Origin of the sequence: Mycetocola sp. BIGb0189 (assembly GCF_024810155.1) — a bacterium.
GTDB lineage: Bacteria > Actinomycetota > Actinomycetes > Actinomycetales > Microbacteriaceae > Mycetocola > Mycetocola lacteus.
Genome location: NZ_JANUED010000001.1, coordinates 25,456 through 41,266, shown reverse-complemented (window position 1 = coordinate 41,266; position 15,811 = coordinate 25,456). Strand labels below are relative to the sequence as shown.

Annotated in this window: 14 protein-coding genes; 10 read left to right on the top strand and 4 right to left on the bottom strand. The window is 67.1% G+C overall.

All coding sequences use genetic code 11. The features are described from left to right. Window positions 1–22: 22 nt before the first annotated feature. A complete protein-coding gene (locus M2390_RS00170) occupies window positions 23–868 on the bottom strand; it encodes a DUF3097 domain-containing protein (protein WP_259176187.1) in 846 nt (281 codons plus the stop codon). A gap of 103 nt (window positions 869–971) precedes the next feature. Further along, window positions 972–1,718, bottom strand: a complete 747-nt coding sequence (locus tag M2390_RS00165; RefSeq protein ID WP_259176186.1) for a gamma-glutamyl-gamma-aminobutyrate hydrolase family protein — start codon at window positions 1,716–1,718, stop codon at window positions 972–974. A 222-nt stretch (window positions 1,719–1,940) separates the two neighbouring features. Here M2390_RS00165 and M2390_RS00160 point away from each other — a divergent pair, with 222 nt between their 5' ends. The 5 genes from M2390_RS00160 (at window position 1,941) to M2390_RS00140 (ending at window position 8,312) form a co-directional block, all read left to right on the top strand. Further along, window positions 1,941–3,986 carry a TPM domain-containing protein gene (locus M2390_RS00160; RefSeq protein ID WP_259176185.1) on the top strand — a complete coding sequence of 682 codons (2,046 nt, stop codon included), beginning with the start codon at window positions 1,941–1,943 and terminating at the stop codon, window positions 3,984–3,986. Between the two features lie 73 nt (window positions 3,987–4,059). Further along, a complete protein-coding gene (locus tag M2390_RS00155) occupies window positions 4,060–4,815 on the top strand; it encodes a PspA/IM30 family protein (RefSeq protein ID WP_259176184.1) in 756 nt (251 codons plus the stop codon). Window positions 4,816–4,942: 127 nt separating this feature from the next. Continuing rightward, entirely contained in the window at window positions 4,943–6,994 is a 2,052-nt protein-coding gene (locus M2390_RS00150) for a TPM domain-containing protein (RefSeq protein WP_259176183.1), read from the top strand. Window positions 6,995–7,055: 61 nt separating this feature from the next. After that, the gene (locus M2390_RS00145) at window positions 7,056–7,811 is read left to right on the top strand and encodes a PspA/IM30 family protein (protein ID WP_259176181.1); all 756 of its coding nucleotides are present in this window, start codon (window positions 7,056–7,058) and stop codon (window positions 7,809–7,811) included. Between the two features lie 138 nt (window positions 7,812–7,949). Further along, window positions 7,950–8,312, top strand: a complete 363-nt coding sequence (locus M2390_RS00140) for a Fe-S oxidoreductase (protein ID WP_259176786.1) — start codon at window positions 7,950–7,952, stop codon at window positions 8,310–8,312. 87 nt (window positions 8,313–8,399) lie between these two features. Here the strand turns inward: M2390_RS00140 and M2390_RS00135 are convergent, their stop codons facing one another. Then, window positions 8,400–8,918: an SIP domain-containing protein gene (locus tag M2390_RS00135; RefSeq protein ID WP_259176180.1), complete on the bottom strand. Its 519-nt coding sequence runs from the start codon at window positions 8,916–8,918 to the stop codon at window positions 8,400–8,402. 184 nt (window positions 8,919–9,102) lie between these two features. Here M2390_RS00135 and M2390_RS00130 point away from each other — a divergent pair, with 184 nt between their 5' ends. From M2390_RS00130 to M2390_RS00110, 5 genes are read left to right on the top strand one after another with little or no spacing between them, the layout of a single operon-like run. Beyond that, the gene (locus M2390_RS00130) at window positions 9,103–10,605 is read left to right on the top strand and encodes an ABC transporter substrate-binding protein (RefSeq protein WP_259176179.1); all 1,503 of its coding nucleotides are present in this window, start codon (window positions 9,103–9,105) and stop codon (window positions 10,603–10,605) included. 12 nt (window positions 10,606–10,617) lie between these two features. After that, the gene (locus M2390_RS00125; protein WP_259176177.1) at window positions 10,618–11,571 is read left to right on the top strand and encodes an ABC transporter permease; all 954 of its coding nucleotides are present in this window, start codon (window positions 10,618–10,620) and stop codon (window positions 11,569–11,571) included. Then, window positions 11,568–12,500 carry an ABC transporter permease gene (locus M2390_RS00120; RefSeq protein ID WP_259176176.1) on the top strand — a complete coding sequence of 311 codons (933 nt, stop codon included), beginning with the start codon at window positions 11,568–11,570 and terminating at the stop codon, window positions 12,498–12,500. Before M2390_RS00125 ends, M2390_RS00120 begins: the two co-directional genes overlap by 4 nt. Next, complete coding sequence (locus tag M2390_RS00115; protein WP_259176174.1) at window positions 12,497–13,306, top strand: ABC transporter ATP-binding protein; 810 nt, start codon at window positions 12,497–12,499, stop codon at window positions 13,304–13,306. Before M2390_RS00120 ends, M2390_RS00115 begins: the two co-directional genes overlap by 4 nt. Further along, window positions 13,299–14,141, top strand: coding sequence for an ABC transporter ATP-binding protein (locus M2390_RS00110; RefSeq protein ID WP_259176173.1), 843 nt, complete (start codon window positions 13,299–13,301; stop codon window positions 14,139–14,141). Before M2390_RS00115 ends, M2390_RS00110 begins: the two co-directional genes overlap by 8 nt. 132 nt (window positions 14,142–14,273) lie before the next feature. Here the strand turns inward: M2390_RS00110 and der are convergent, their stop codons facing one another. Continuing rightward, window positions 14,274–15,791: a ribosome biogenesis GTPase Der gene (gene der, locus M2390_RS00105; RefSeq protein ID WP_030142845.1), complete on the bottom strand. Its 1,518-nt coding sequence runs from the start codon at window positions 15,789–15,791 to the stop codon at window positions 14,274–14,276. Window positions 15,792–15,811: the final 20 nt, after the last annotated feature.

Here is a 15,811-nt window from a genome sequence, read left to right as displayed (position 1 = left end):
CGCCGGCTCAGGCGCGCCGCGCCTATTCGGGCTCGCCCGTGACGAAGTCGATCAGTTCCTCGACCCGGCCGAGCAGGGCGGGCTCCAGGTCGGCAAAGGTGCGTACCCGACCCAGGATGGTCTGCCAGGCGCGGGCGATGTCGGCCTGGTCGTCGTAGGGCCAGCCGAACGCCTTGCAGATGCCCTTTTTCCACTCGATCGAGCGAGGCACGGTGGGCCATTCGCTAATGCCGAGCCGGCCGGGCAGGACCGCCTGCCATACGTCGATGTAGGGGTGCCCCACGATCAGAACCGAGTCGCCATACTTACCGGCGCGGACCTTCTCGGCGATCCGGCTCTCCTTGGACCCGGGCACCAGGTGGTCCACCAGCACACCGATCCGTTTGCCGGGACCGGGCTGATAGGTGGCGATCAGCGCATCGAGATCATCGATGCCGCCGAGGTATTCCACCACGACGCCCTCGATGCGCAGGTCATCGCCCCACACCTTCTCCACCAGCTCGGCATCGTGGCGTCCCTCCACCAGGATGCGACTGGCCCGCGCAACCCGCGCCGGAACATCGGCCACGGCGAAGGAACCCGACGCGGTCTTTTTGCGTACCGGGGCCTGAGCCCGGCTCGGGACCACCAGCGAAACCGGTTTGCCGTCGACCAGGAATCCGTGGCCCAGCGGGAACACCCGCACCTTGCCGTGCCGATCCTCCAGCTTCACCATGCGGGTCTCGATACCCACCACGGCACCAACCCAGCCGCTCTGCACCTCTTCCACCACCAGGCCGTTATCGGCGGGGATTTCGGCCGAGGTGAGGGTGCCGCGGGTACGCCAGTTACCGGCGAGAACGTCGTTGCCGTATTGATCAAAGTCCACCCGGCTAACCTATCTCGGAGAGCCGACGCGGTTCAAAACCGTGCCGGTTCGGGCCGTACGAGCGGATGTACAGCACGGCGGGAAGGAAAACCCGAGTGTGTGTCTAAGCTGCAACCAGCGAACGACCGCGAACCCGGCTTCCCAGGCCCGCCAGCAGCGCATCGAGCTGCTCGGTGGGTGCGGCCGGTGCCTCGGGGTGCCACTGCACGCCGGTGATCGGCAGGGTCGCGTGCTCCACGGCCTCGGGCAGTCCGTCGTGAGCCCAGCCCACGACGCTCAGCCCGGCACCGGGGGTTTCGATGACCTGGTGGTGGGCGCTCTGGCCCAGGATGTAGGACTCGCCCAGGGTTGCGGCCAGGTCCGACTCGGGATCCAGCTGCACCGGGTGCTCGGTCAGCAGGTACTCAATGGGCAGAAACTCGTTGCGGTGACCGGGGTGCTCAATGTGCTCGACGAGCGTGCCCCCGAAGGCCACGTTGATGATCTGGTGTCCGCGGCAGATGCCCAGCAGCGGGGTACCGGCGGTCGCGGCGCGGCGAACCACGGCGATCTGGGCGGCATCGGCGGTGGGGTAGTGCTTGCCACGCCCCTCATACACCTCGCTGCCCCCGTAGAAGCGGGGGTCAATGTCTTCGCCACCACACACAACAATCGCGTCGGCATTCTGGGTGCGCTCGAGCAGGCGCTCGGTGCCGAGGTCCTCCGCGCAGACGCGGGTTACCGACCATCCGGCGAGTTCTGCCCGGGCCACAAGCCCGTCGATCATCGCCCGGGTGTACCGTTCGTAAGCCCGTGCGTGCGGGCGCTGGGAAACTACCTCGATGACGGCGAGTTCACGCGTGATGGTCATGTCGGGGCTCCTTTCACGATCGGCAGACATTTCTACCATTCTGCGGGTTAACGCTCCAAGATGCGAGCCTGGGCTGTCATCTTCGGTCATACTCGCGGGAACATCCCCCGAATTGATGCCAAGCGTTTGTGGACTAACGGCGTTACTCGGCCCTAGAATCGGCCTAACGCACGGCGAATTACCAGGGGAAGGTGGCGACGTATGCGCCAAACAGGGCACCCGATGACGGGCACCGAGGTTGATCAACGCCGTTCCCTCATCCCGCTTCTTCTGCCGCTACTCCTCCTCGCCGCGCTGATCGCAGGCCTCATCCTCGCGCCCTCGGCGGGGGTTTCGGCCCGCGTCCCCGGGCAGGCCCCGGTGCAGCTGGACAGCGGACGCGTGCTGGATCTCACCGATTCGCTGAGCGGTGCCGAGGCCAACGATCTGGAAAAATCGAGCCGAGCGCTGTCCTCAAAATCGGGACTGGACCTGTGGATCGTCCTGGTTGACACCTTCGAGAATCCCTCGGATGCCCAGCGCTGGGCCGATACCGTCGCGACCAACAATGGGCTCGGCCCCAAACAGTATCTCCTCGCGATCGCCGTCGAGGGTCGCAGCTTCTTCCTGTCTGCGCCGGCCAACGGGCCGGTCAGCGACGATCGCCTCACCCAGATCGAGCAGGACCAGATCAAACCCAAGCTCGCCCAGAACGACTTCGCCGGGGCCGCCCAGGCCGCCATCGACGGACTCGGAGGCACGGGCGGTGCCGAAGGTGGCGGAGGCTGGATCCTGCTGCTGATCCTGGTCATCGCCGCGGTGGCGATCGTCCTCTTCTTGGTCACCCGCCGCCGACGCACGGGCACGGCCCGCTCCGATGCCCCGCAGCAGCGCCCCCTCGTCGAACTCGAGCGCGAGGCCGGCAGCGCGCTGATTGCCGCGGACGATGCGGTGAAAACCGCCGAGCAGGAGCTGGGATTCGCAATTGCCCAGTATGGGGAGGACGCCAGCACCGCGTTCTCCCGTGCGCTGGAGGATGCACGCACCAGCCTGGCCCAGGCGTTCACGCTCAAGCAGAAGCTCACCGATGATATCCCCGACACCGAGCAGGAGACGCGGGACTGGAACATCCAGATCATCGAACTCTGCACAACCTCGATCACCGCACTCACCAACGAGACGGCAGCATTTGAGGAGCTGCGCAAGATCGAGACCGACGCCCCGGCCCTGATCCAGGCCGTGCGCACCGAAACCGACCGCGCCGAGACCGGAATCGCCCAGGCCCAATCCGCCCTGGCCGCCCTCAACACTCGCTATGCGGCCTCGGCCCTGGCACCGGTCGCCGATAACGTGACCCAGGCTACCGAACGGGTGGCCTTCGCAAAAAACGCCCTGGGGCTGGCCGAGCAGAAACTCGCCGCCGACGACCGGTCTGCCGCGGCGGTCGCGATCCATGCGGCGCAGGAGGCCGCCGCCCAGGCCACGGGACTCACCTCGGCGGTGACCCGGCACGGCGAGGAACTTGCCGCGGCGAGCGCGCAGGTTACCGCCCAAATCTCCGATCTGGAACACGACCTGGCTGCGCTGCGCGGACTCCCCGAAGGCAGTGGGCGCTTTGCCCCGATCATCGATGCGGCCGCACAGTCGGTCGAGACCGCGCGCGGCGATACCGACCCGATCCGCGCCCTGGAAAAGCTGGGCGAGACCGATCAGGCACTGACCCAGGTCCTTGCCGAAGCCCGCGGAATCCAAGCCAGCGCCGAGCGTCAGTCCTCCTCCCTCCAGGCCACCCTGGTGTCGGCCCAGTCGCAGCTCTCGGCGGCCGAGGACTACATCGTTGCCCGCCGCGGCGCGATCGGCGCGGATGCCCGGACCGCCCTGGCCGAGGGTGGGCGATCGCTGGTTCAGGCCCGCGAGCTGGCCGCCTCCGATCCGGCCACCGCGCTGACCCACGCCCAGCGCGCCGATGCGCTCGCCCGTCAGTCCCTCGCCCTCGCTCAGCGTGATGTGGGCGGCTTCTCCGGCGGCGACGGCGGCATGTTTGGCGGCGGCACCGGTGGCAACAGCGGCGGCGGACTGGGCGGCGCGATCCTCGGCGGAATCATCCTCAACTCGCTCTTCGGCGGCGGCCGCGGAGGTGGCGGCAGCTTTGGCGGAGGTGGAAGCTGGGGTGGCAGCGGCGGCGGTCGAAGCAGCGGCGGCGGTCGAGGCGGGGGCGGTCGCAGTGGCGGCGGCAACAGCTCCTCCGGTGGACGCGGCAGATCCGGTGGCGGAGGCGGCCGCTTCTAACCGCCCAGGTCGCCCACAGGTTTTCACTCGCAGCACCTTCACCATCAGCACCACCATCGAAAGGAAGCACAACATGGCAAAGCAGTCCATTTTTGGTCGCATCGCGACCCTCGCCAAAGCCAACATCAATGCCCTGCTCGATTCGGCCGAGGACCCACAGAAGATCCTCGACCAGCTGGTCCGGGACTACACGGGCTCGATCTCGGATGCCGAGGGCGCGATTGCCGAAACCATCGGAAACCTGCGCCTGCTGGAGGACGACCACCGGGTCGACATCCAGGCGGCCGAGGACTGGGGCAAGAAGGCACTGGCGGCCAGCAGCAAGGCCGACGAGTACCGGGCATCGGGCAACGCCGCCGACGCCGATAAGTTCGACAATCTCGCCAAGGTTGCCCTGCAGCGTCAGATTGGCGCCGAGAACGAGGCACGCGCGGCCGAACCGCAGATCGCCGCCCAGACCGAGGTTGTCGACAAGCTGAAGGCCGGCCTCACCGGGATGAAGCAGAAGCTTGAGGAGCTGAAGTCCAAGCGCAGCGAACTTGTCGCCCGAGCCAAGTCGGCCGAGGCTCAGTCCAAGGTCGCCGATGCCGTCAAGAGCATCGACATCCTCGATCCCACCAGCGAGGTTTCCCGTTTCGAGGACAAGATCCGCCGCGAGGAGGCCAAGGTCCGCGGTCAGGCCGAGCTGGCCTCCTCCACCCTGGATGCTCAGTTCGAGTCGCTGGACGACCTCGGCGAACTCTCCGAGGTGGATGCCCGTCTCGCCGCCCTCAAGGCGGGGAAGCCGACTCCGGCGGTCGGCTCGAGCTCGTTACCGGCGCTGGAGTAGCCCGGTGGGATGAACGGGGGATGCGCGCACTCGCCGCCATCCCCCGTTTTCGCTGCCACAAACCCGCTCTCGGCGCCGGCGCGATGATAACGTGATCCGAGGATTCACCCCGTACAGGAAGCCGGTCATGACCTCCCTCCTCCCCCTTCGAAACGGCCACCCGGTCGGAGCATCATTCTCGATCACGCGTACCCTGGTCCTGGTCGGGCTGCTCCTGCTCACCGCGTATTTCACGGTGTCGGGTGGTTCCCTCTCGGCCTCGGCCGCCACCGCCACCGCCGATACCCCGGCCTCCACCGGGCAAGCCCCGATCGAACTGGGGAACGGACGCGTTGCGGATCTGGCGGGTGTCCTCTCATCCGAGCAGGTGAGCGAGATTGAGGCCGCCAGTCACAAGCTCTCCGAAGATGAGTTCTTTGATGTCTGGATCGTCCTGGTGGATCGCTTTGCCGACCCCGAGGATGCCCAGCAGTGGGCCGATGCGGTGGCCACGAAGAACGGCCTAGGCGCCCAGCAGTACCTGTTGGCCATCGCCACCGAGGGGCGCACCTTCTTCCTCTCCGCGCCCAGCCTGGGGCGGGTCCCCGAGGCTCGGCTGCTCGAGATCGAACGTCGGCTGATCGCACCAAAACTGACCGTGGGCGACTTCACCGGGGCAGCCCTGGCCACGTTCTCGGGACTCTCCGAGCCACTGCCCAAACCGACCGCGACCGCGGTCGCTGCGGCCAAGCCGATTACGCCCGGAACGGCAATCGCCGCCGTGATCCTGGTAACACTTCCGTTCCTCTTGATCGCGCTGCTGGTGTGGATTCTTGTTCGGCGGCGACGGGCATCCCGCGCGCTGAGATCGGCTCGGGCTGCCTCAATGATTGCGGCGACCGTGCCCGCGCCTACACCGGCTCCGGCACCGGCACCGGCACCGGCACCGATCCGCCTTCCGGTGAGCGTCCCGGCTCCCGCTGCTCCCGCGCCCCCGCCCGGGCTCCGTCCGATCAACGAGCTTGGCCGGGAGGCCGATAGTGCGCTGGTCGCCACCGATGATGCGGTGCGGATGGCGGAACAGGACCTCGGTTTTGCGGCGGCGCAGTATGGGGATTCCAGCGTGGGAGACTTCTCCGAGTCGCTCGCCCGGGCGAAACAACACCTGGCCGAGGCGTTCGCCCTCAAGCAAAAACTCACCGATGAGATCCCGGACACCGAGCAGGAAATCCGCGAGTGGACCACCCGGATCATCGCACTGTGTGCCGCGTCGATGGCGAATGTCGAGGCCCAGCGCCAGAGGTTTGCGGCGCTTCGCCACATCGAGGCCGATGCCGGCGCACTGCTCATATCCGTGCGTGAGGAGGTCAGTCGGGCGGAGGCCGGGATCCCCGTGGCGCGGGCCGACCTGGATCGCCTGCGCGCTCGCTACGGCGGCTCCGTGCTGACCTCGACCGAAGACAACCTCACCCGCGCAGAAGCGCTCATCACGGCCACCCGCACCGAGCTCGAATCGGCCGAATCGGGTCTTGTTCGGGGCGACTCGTCCGCGGCAGCCCTCGCAATCCAGCGGGCACAGAGTATGACCGCCCAGGCCACCACGCTCGCCTCGACGATCTCCGCTCGAGGAGGCGAGTTGGCCGAAGCCGCCTCACGGGTGCTCTCCCAGTCCACGATTCTCGAACAGCTCATCACCATCGCCCGGGGGATATCCGAGAACGTCAACGTGCTGACGCCTCTGGCAAACCTGGCCGAACAGACCGTCTCACTGGCCCGGGGCGATACCAACCCGCTGCGTGCTCTGGACAAGCTGCATGAGGCCTCGGCCGCCCTCACCCACGCAATCGAGGACGTTCAGAGGTCCCGGGCCGAGGCCAGCGCCGGCTTCGTCGCGGCCCCCGCGGGTCCCACCACCCCCGAGGACGCAAAACGGCACGCACGCGAGGCCAAGGATCTGGCGCGCGCTCAGAAGTCCGAGGCCCGGCGCGCACGGATCGCCCGTGAGAATGTCGCCCGCGCCGAACGCGATCAGATACGCGAAATCGAACGGGTCCGCGAACTCGAACGTGAGCAGGCACGCCAACGCCGAGCCGAGCGTACCGAAAGTCGGCGTCCACGGGATTCCGCCGGCGGATCCTCGTCCGGCGGTTCCTCATCCGGCGGACGCGGTCGGTCCAGTGGCGGCGGGGGCCGCTTCTAGGCCAGAGTGGTAGATGCGCCACTCCCCCCAGATCGACACGTTTCATCGAAAGGAATCACCCATGGCAAAGCAGTCCATCTTCGGCCGAATCGCCACCCTCGCCAAGGCCAACATCAACGCGCTGCTGGATGCGGCCGAAGATCCGCAGAAGATCCTCGACCAGCTGGTGCGGGACTACACCGATTCGATCGTCGATGCCGAGGGCGCAATCGCCGAAACCATCGGAAACCTGCGCCTGCTGGAGGATGACCACCGCGCCGACGTGCAGAACGCCGCCGACTGGGGCCGCAAGGCCCTCGCCGCGAGCCTCAAGGCCGACGAATACCGGGCCGCGGGGAACGCCGCCGACGCCGATAAGTTCGACAACCTGGCCAAGATTGCGCTGCAGCGTCAGATCGGTGCCGAGAACGAGGCGCGTGCCGCCGAACCGCAGATTGCCGCGCAGACCGAGGTTGTCGACAAGCTCAAGGCCGGTCTCAACGGTATGAAGCAGAAGCTCGAGCAGCTCAAGTCCAAGCGCAGCGAGCTGGCTGCCCGCGCCAAGTCGGTGGCCGCCCAGGCCAAGGTCGCCGACGCGGTTAAGAGCATCGATATCCTCGATCCCACCAGCGAGGTCTCCCGCTTTGAAGACAAGATTCGTCGCGAGGAGGCCAAGGTTCGTGGTCAGGCAGAGCTGGCGGCATCGAGCCTGGACGCACAGTTTGAGGCGCTCGAGGACCTGGGGGAGCTCTCCGAAGTGGATGCCCGTCTCGCGGCCCTCAAGGCCGCCCAGAAGCCCGCGGGTATCGAGGCACAGACCTACCGCGTAATCGAGTAGCTACCGCACACACGAAGGGACGCACGAGATTTTTCGTGCGTCCCTTCGTGTTCGCGCACGGCATCACCGCCAGGCGGCCGCAAAGACCGGCACGGTGATAGCGTGAGCGCAGTAACCTTCCCCGCGAGAGAGCAGATCATGAACCCGTTTGTTGACTCCTGGATCAGCCGGCTCGGCTACCTCTATGCCACCACCGTGGGCTGCATCTGGGGCGCGATCTGGTCTACCGGGCGCATTCGTCGCGAGGCGGGACTGATCGTTTTCACCGGGCTGCCGAACTGGGCCTTTGGCCGCGGCGGCGTGTGCGTGGGCGGGGTGTATCTGACCGATACCAACGACTCCCCCACGGTTCTTCGGCATGAGGCGATCCATAAGCGCCAGTGGCAGCGTTATGGCATGCTGATGCCCCTGCTGTATGCCGTGGCCGGACGCAATCCGTTGAAAAACCGGTTTGAGATCGAGGCCGGTCTGGAGGACGGCGGCTACCTACCCCGCCGCTAGGCTACGGGTGGGCTCAGTTAGCGGCACAACACCCACGACCCGGTGGGCTCAGTTAGCGGCACAACACCAACGACCGGGTGGATGCAGTTAGCGGCGCAGACCGAACCGGGCCGGAGTATCCACGGCGGATGCCGGGAGGCTCAGCGACTCGGTCAGATAGTCAAAGCAGTCGGCCACGGCCGTGTAGGGGCCCGAAAGCCACACCCGCGCCGCTGCGTCACGCCCGGAGATCTCCGCGGCGTCCGCGATGTCCACCGTCTCGATGGTCTCGGCACACAGCATCTCGGCCGCCCATGCCTGAACCGCCCGCGAGAGCGCTTCACCGGGCGCACAGGCCCGTCCGGTGCCCGGGGCACCGGTACGATCGGCGCGCACCAGCCAGGAAACCACCATCCGGCTGGGAGCGCTGAGCATCCCCACCTGATCGGCGGTATCAACCTCCACAAAGACGCGGCCGGTGGCGCACATCGGCAGGGTGGCCAGGAGGGCCTCGATCTCGGGGAGTTCAGCAAACGTGCCGGCTACCAGATGGGTAACGCGGTGAGCGTGTCCGGCGGGAGAGTGCGGGGCGCGGCGGGTGCTGGGTGCGGCAGTGGTCGAGATCATTTCCTCTTCAGTATAGGCTTACCTAACTCCAAACGCCAGAGCCGATTTTCCCCACGCGTGTGCCGTCTTCTCGATTACGTCACAAATGGACAGCGGGGCGTTCGACGGCGATAATTCGGGGAAAAGTAGGTGAAAATAGGGATGGGCTCACCCCGCCCCTCCGAACGTTTGAAAGGCATCACCCATGCGCACCCCTCGTTCCCGGCTTCTGTTTGCCGCCGGCCTGGCCACGGTTCTGGCCCTCAGCGGTTGTGCTGCCCCGTCCACCTCGGACAACACGGGCACCAATGCCTCGGTCAACGTGGGTCTCATCCTGGAGCCCACGGATCTGAATATTCGCAAGACCTCCGGCGTCGCCCTCGACCAGGTCCTGCTGGACAACGTCTATGAGGGTCTGGTACGTCGCGAGGCCGATGGGTCGGTCGTGGATGCCCTGGCCAAGTCACATGAGATTTCCGCCGACGGCCTCACCTATACCTTCACCCTCAACGACGGGGTGAAGTTCCACTCGGGTGCCGAGTTGAAGGCCAGCGATGTGGTGTGGTCGCTCAACCAGGTGGTGACCGATGCCTCGATCAAGGATCACGCAACCCTCGCCGCGATCCGCAACGTCTCCAGCCCCGATCCCCAGACCGTGGTTATCGAACTCGCCAACCCCGACAGCAACCTGCTCTGGAACCTCGGCGGCCGGGCGGGCCAGATCCTCGAGGAGAAGGCCACCAACGACCTGGCCACCAGCGCTAACGGCACCGGGCCGTTCGAGCTCAAGGCCGGCGCCTGGAAGCAGGGCGACAGCCTCAAGCTGGAGCGCAACGACAACTACTACGGCACCAAGGCCAAGGTACGCGAGGTGGTGTTCTCCTATATTCCGGACCCGACCGCGGCGATCAACGCGACCCTGACCGGTGACCTGGACGTGCAGACCGGCGTGGATGCGAGCCTGAGCCCGCAGCTCGAACGCGATAAGGACATCACCCTCACCAAGGGCCGCACCACCGATAAGTACACGCTGGTGTTCAACCCCAAGGTGCCGGCGCTGGCCGATCCGAAGGTGCGCGAGGCGCTGCGCCTGGGCATCGATCACAAGGCGATCATCGATTCGATCGGTGGGGCCGGCGTTCCCCAGGGGGGTCCGATCCCCGCGCTGGATCCGGGCTATCAGGATCTGACCGGGCTGGTTCCCTTCGACCCGGAGAAGGCCAAGGCACTGCTCGCCGAGGCCGGACAGAGCAACCTCACGCTGACCCTCACCGTGGCCAACCACTACCCCACCGTGATCTCCAACGTGCTGACCTCCCAGTTCAAGAACATCGGTGTGACCCTCAAGGTCAACCGGGTCGAGTTCCCCACCTGGCTGAACGATGTCTACACCAACCACGATTTTGACCTGTCGCTGGTCAACCATGCCGAGTCCCGCGACTTCGCCAACTGGACCGACCCCACCTACTACTTCGGGTACAACAACCCGCAGGTTCAGGAGCTCTACAAGGAATCCGTGGCGGCCACCGACCCCAAGGTCGCCGATGCGAAGCTCGCCGAGGCCGCCAAGATCGTCGCCCAGGACAACCCCGCCGACTGGCTGTTTACCGGCACCGCGTTGACCGCGATCCGTAAGGGCGTCACCGGCTTCCCCACCGATTCCACGACCTCACGGCTGTACCTCGGAAACCTCGCGGTTTCCGAGTAAAATCTGTACCCTATGACCCGATTCCTGCTGACGCGTGCCCTCCTGCTGGTCCTCGGGCTCGCGGTGGCCAGCGTGCTGATCTTCCTGGCGCTGCGACTGCTTCCCGGCGACGTCGCCCAGGTGATCGCCGGCACCGATGCGACCCCCGAACGGCTGGCCGCGATTCGCGACAGCCTGGGACTTGAGCGTCCGTTGCCGGTTCAGTATGGCGAGTGGATCGGCGGACTGCTGCGCGGGGACCTCGGCAACTCGGTGGTCACCGGAACCCCGGTGGCCGGGGAAATCTGGGAGAAGGCACAGGTCACGCTGCCGCTCGCGCTGCTCTCGATGCTGATCGGGCTGGCCATCGCCGGTCCGCTCGGGGTTGCCGCCGCGCTGCGTCGTGGACGTCCGGCGGGCTTCGCGCTGAGCGGCGGCGCACAGGCGCTGGCCGCGGTGCCGGTGATCTGGGCCGGGATGCTGCTGGTGATCGTGTTTTCGCTGTGGCTGGGCTGGCTGCCCGCACAGGGCTTCCCACGCGCGGGCTGGTCGGATCCGGCGGCGGCGCTGCGCTCGCTGCTGCTCCCGGCGCTCACCATCGGAATCGTGGAGGGCGCGGCGATGCTCCGTTTCGTGCGTTCGGCGACCCTCGGCGTGATGGGTCAGGATTTTGTACGCACGGCGGCCGCCGCCGGGCGCACCCGCACCGGCGCGCTGCTGAGCCACGGCCTGCCCAGCGTTGCTCTCTCGATCGTCTCGGTCCTGGGCATCCAGGTCGCCGGCCTGCTGGTGGGAACGGTGCTGGTAGAAAACCTCTTTACCCTGCCCGGGATCGGACGCATGCTGGTGGCCGATGTGGGCAACCGCGACCTTACCAAAGTGCAGAGCGAAATCCTGGTGCTCACCGCGATCGTACTGATCATCGGCACCCTGGTCGACGTGGTGCACCGCCTGCTTGATCCGCGCCAGAGGGAGGTGGCTCGATGAACCCGCTCCGAAGACTGTTCCGGCATCCCGCAGGCGTGTTTGGGGCCATCGTGGTGGCCGTGCTGGTGCTGTCGGCACTGGTGTCACTGGTGTGGACCCCGCACGATCCGGTCTTCACCGACTCGGCCCGGCGCTGGCTCGCCCCCACCTGGGCGTATCCGTTTGGGACCGATAACTCCGGTCGCGATATCTTCAGCCTGATCCTCGCCGGCTCCCGGGTCACCGTGCTGGTGGCCGTGGGCTCGGCGCTCGGGGCGGGCATTTTGGGGCTGCTGCTGGCCTCGCTCGGGGCGCTGACCCGGCGCTGGGTGCGCGAGGGTGTGGCGGTGCTGATCGACGTGCTGATCGCCTTCCCGACCCTGCTGATCGCGATGCTGCTCGCGGCCGCCTGGGGTGGCTCGCTGCTCGTGGTGATCGTGGCGGTCTCGATCGGGTTCGGCGTGAACATCGCCCGGGTCACTCGGCCCGAGATTCGCGCGGTCCTCGCCGCCGACTATGTGCTGGCGGCGCGTGCCTCGGGCATCGGCAGCCTGGGAATCCTGCGACGCCATGTGATCCCCAACATCCTGCCGGTGCTGATCGTGCAGCTCTCCTGGGGCATGGCCATCGCGATCCTCGCCGAGGCGGGACTGAGCTACCTCGGCTACGGTGCCCCGGCGGATACGCCGTCCTGGGGTCGCCTGCTCTCCGAGCTACAGACCTATATCGGCGTCCAGCCGCTCTCGGTGTTCTGGCCGGGGGCCGTAATCACGATCACGGTACTGGGCTTCAACCTGCTGGGCGACGGACTGCGGGACGTCACCGACCCCACCCTGGCCGACCCGATCCTGTCCGAGGCGGTGCCCGCTCGCATCGCGCCGGTATCCCCGGAAACATCTGAAGCCGCCTCGATGTCGGAGACACCCGAGACACCGGAGGGAACACGATGAGCCTGATCGTCGAGAATCTGCGCATCGACTTCGGCGCACGAACGGTGGTGCACGAGGTCTCCTTCGAGGTGTACCCCGGCGCGCGGCTGGGCCTGATCGGCGAGTCCGGTTCGGGGAAGTCGCTCACCGCGCTGGCAATCCTGGGGCTACTGCCCGAGGGTGCCCGGGCAAGCGGGAGCATCCGGCTGGACGGTGAGGAACTGCTGGGCCGCCCGGATCCAGAACTCGCGGCCATCCGCGGGGACCGGATCGCGATGGTCTTCCAGGAACCGCGTACCGCCCTGAATCCGCTGCGCCGGATCGAACGGCAGATCGCCGAGCCCGCGCGCCTGCACGGCCGCCTCTCGAAGGCGCAGACCCGGGCCCGGGCGCTCGAACTGGCCGAGCTGGTGGGGCTGCCCGAGCCCGCCGAGATTCTGCGCCGTTACCCGCATGAGCTCTCCGGTGGACAGCGGCAACGCGTCTCGATCGCCGCCGCGCTGTCGGCCGGTCCGCGCTATCTGCTGGCGGATGAGCCCACCACCGCGCTGGATGTGACCGTGCAGTCCGAGATCCTCAACACGTTTGACTCCCTCGTGCGCGAGAGCGGCAGCGGCCTGGTGTTTATCACCCACGACCTGGCGGTGCTCGCAAAGATCGCCGATCACGCGGTGGTCCTGGCCGACGGCCGGGTGGTCGAATCCACGCCGGTCCGGGCCCTGCTGGAAGATCCACAGTCCGAGCTGGGACGCCGCCTGCTGGCCGCCGCCCGCCGCACCGCGTTCCGGCCGGCTCCGATCGCTCGGGAGGAATCCACCAATGACTAACCCGCCCCTCCCCCCACAGGCGTTCCCCGGCCCCCCGCTGCTTCAGGCCGTCGGGCTCGGCCGCAGCTACCACGTGCCCCGCGGCACCGCCGGACGCGGCGAGCGGGTGGCGCTGGCCCCCACCGATCTGGTGATGCACGACGGGGAAAGCCTCGGCATCGTCGGGGAATCCGGCTCGGGCAAGTCCACCCTGGTGCGCCTGCTGACCGCTCTGGATGCCCCGAGCAGCGGACGGGTCGACTTCCACGGGCAGACCATTGTCAGCTCCGAGGGATCGGTGCGCAAGCAGATTCGTGGCAAGACCCTGAACTGGTTCCGAAAGCACACCGGGGTGGTTTTCCAGGATCCGTATGCCTCGCTGGATCCGCGGATGAGCGTGGGCCGGATCATCGCCGAACCCCTGATCGGGCTCGGCCTGCCCGAAAACCGACGGGCACGGGTCCACGAGGTCCTGGTTCAGGTGGGACTCCCGGCTGAATTTGCCGATCGATACCCGCACCAGCTCTCCGGTGGCCAGCGTCAGCGCGTGGCCATTGCCCGGGCGATCGTGCACCGGCCCACCCTGCTGGTGGGGGACGAACCCCTCAGCGCGCTGGATGTGACCGTGCGAGCCCAAATTCTTGAGCTCCTGGTCTCGCTCCGGGAGGAGCTGGGCCTGAGCCTGATCCTGGTCTCCCACGATCTCGGCGTAGTGCAGGAGCTGTGCGAGAACGTCGCGGTGATGCACGCGGGCAGCATCGTCGAGCACGGCCCCACCGCCCGGGTCTTCGCGGCCCCCGAGCACCCCTACACCGCCCGGCTGCTGTCCTCGGCGCTCCCGCTCCCCGGCGCCTAAAACGCGGCGGCCTCGGCCGTTCTCGCCGCCCCACCCAGGCACCTGCCGCATCTCGAATCGGTCGGATCTAAACGCCCGCACATATAAAAGCGGCCGCCCGGGAAACCGGACGGCCGCGTTTATGCGTTGCGACTACTTCTTGGTGCGGTCGCGCTTCTCGCGCACACGCATGTTGACCTGAATCGGCGAACCCTCGAAGCCGTACACCTCGCGCAGACGGCGGGTGATGAATCGACGGTAACCCGGGTCCAGGAAGCCCGTGGTGAACAGCACGAATGTCGGCGGGCGGCTGATCGCCTGGGTACCAAACAGGATGCGCGGCTGCTTGCCACCACGCAGCGGGTGCGGGTGCTCGGCCACGAGCTCGGTGAGGAAGGCGTTGAACTTGCCGGTGGGGATGCGGGTGTCCCACGACTCGAGCGCGAGCTCCAGGGCCGGAACCAACTTCTCCAGGTGACGGCCGGTGCGGGCCGAGATGTTCACGCGCGGTGCCCAGGCCACGTGGGCCAGGTCCTGCTCGATCTCGCGCTCCAGGTAGCGACGACGGTCATCGTCCAGCTGGTCCCACTTGTTGAAGGCGAGAACCAGGGCACGACCGGATTCCAGCACCAGGTCGATGATGCGGACGTCCTGCTCGGAGATCGGCTGGGTCACATCGATCAGCACAACCGCGACCTCGGCCTTTTCCAGGGCCGCGGAGGTGCGCAGCGAGGCGTAGAAGTCGGCACCCTGGGAGAGGTGCACGCGGCGGCGGATACCGGCGGTGTCCACAAAACGCCAGACCTTACCGGCCAGGGTGATCTGCTCATCCACCGGGTCACGGGTGGTTCCGGCGAGGTCGTTGACAACCACGCGCTCCTCACCGGCGGCCTTGTTCAGCAGGCTCGACTTGCCCACGTTCGGACGTCCCAGCAGGGCGACACGACGGGGTCCGCCGACCTCCTGCTTGGCGACCGCGGACACCTCGGGCAGCTTGCCCATGATGGCGTCCAGCAGGTCGGCCACGCCACGACCGTGCAGGGCCGAAACCGGCCACGGCTCGCCGAGGCCCAGCGACCACAGCGAGGCGGCGTTGGGCTCCTGGCGCACATCGTCCACCTTGTTGGCGACGAGGAATACGGGCTTGTTGATCTTGCGCAGCAGCTTCACGACGTGCTCGTCGGTGCTGGTGGGACCCACGTTGGAGTCGACCACAAACATCACGACGTCGGAGAGCTCGATCGCGACCTCGGCCTGGGCGGCCACGGAGGCGTCGATACCGCGGGCATCGGGCTCCCAGCCACCGGTGTCGACCAGGGAGAACTTACGCTCGTTCCACTCGGCCTTATAGGTAACGCGGTCACGGGTCACGCCGGGGGTGTCCTCCACGACGGCCTCGCGGCGGCCGAGGATACGGTTGACCAGTGCGGACTTGCCCACGTTCGGGCGGCCCACGATCGCCACAACCGGCAGGGCCGGCAGGTAGCGGATCGCGTTGGGGTCATCGGTGACGCCGGCGAGGACGTCGAAGTCGTCCTCATCCAGGTCGTATTCGTCTAGGCCCAGGCGCAGCGCGCTGGCGCGCTGGCTGATGAGTTCGTCATCGAGGCCTTCGAGGCGCTCGGCGAAATCCTCATCCGCGGGCAGGTCTTCGTAGTTGTCAGGTGACATCTGCGGTGTTCTCTTTCTGA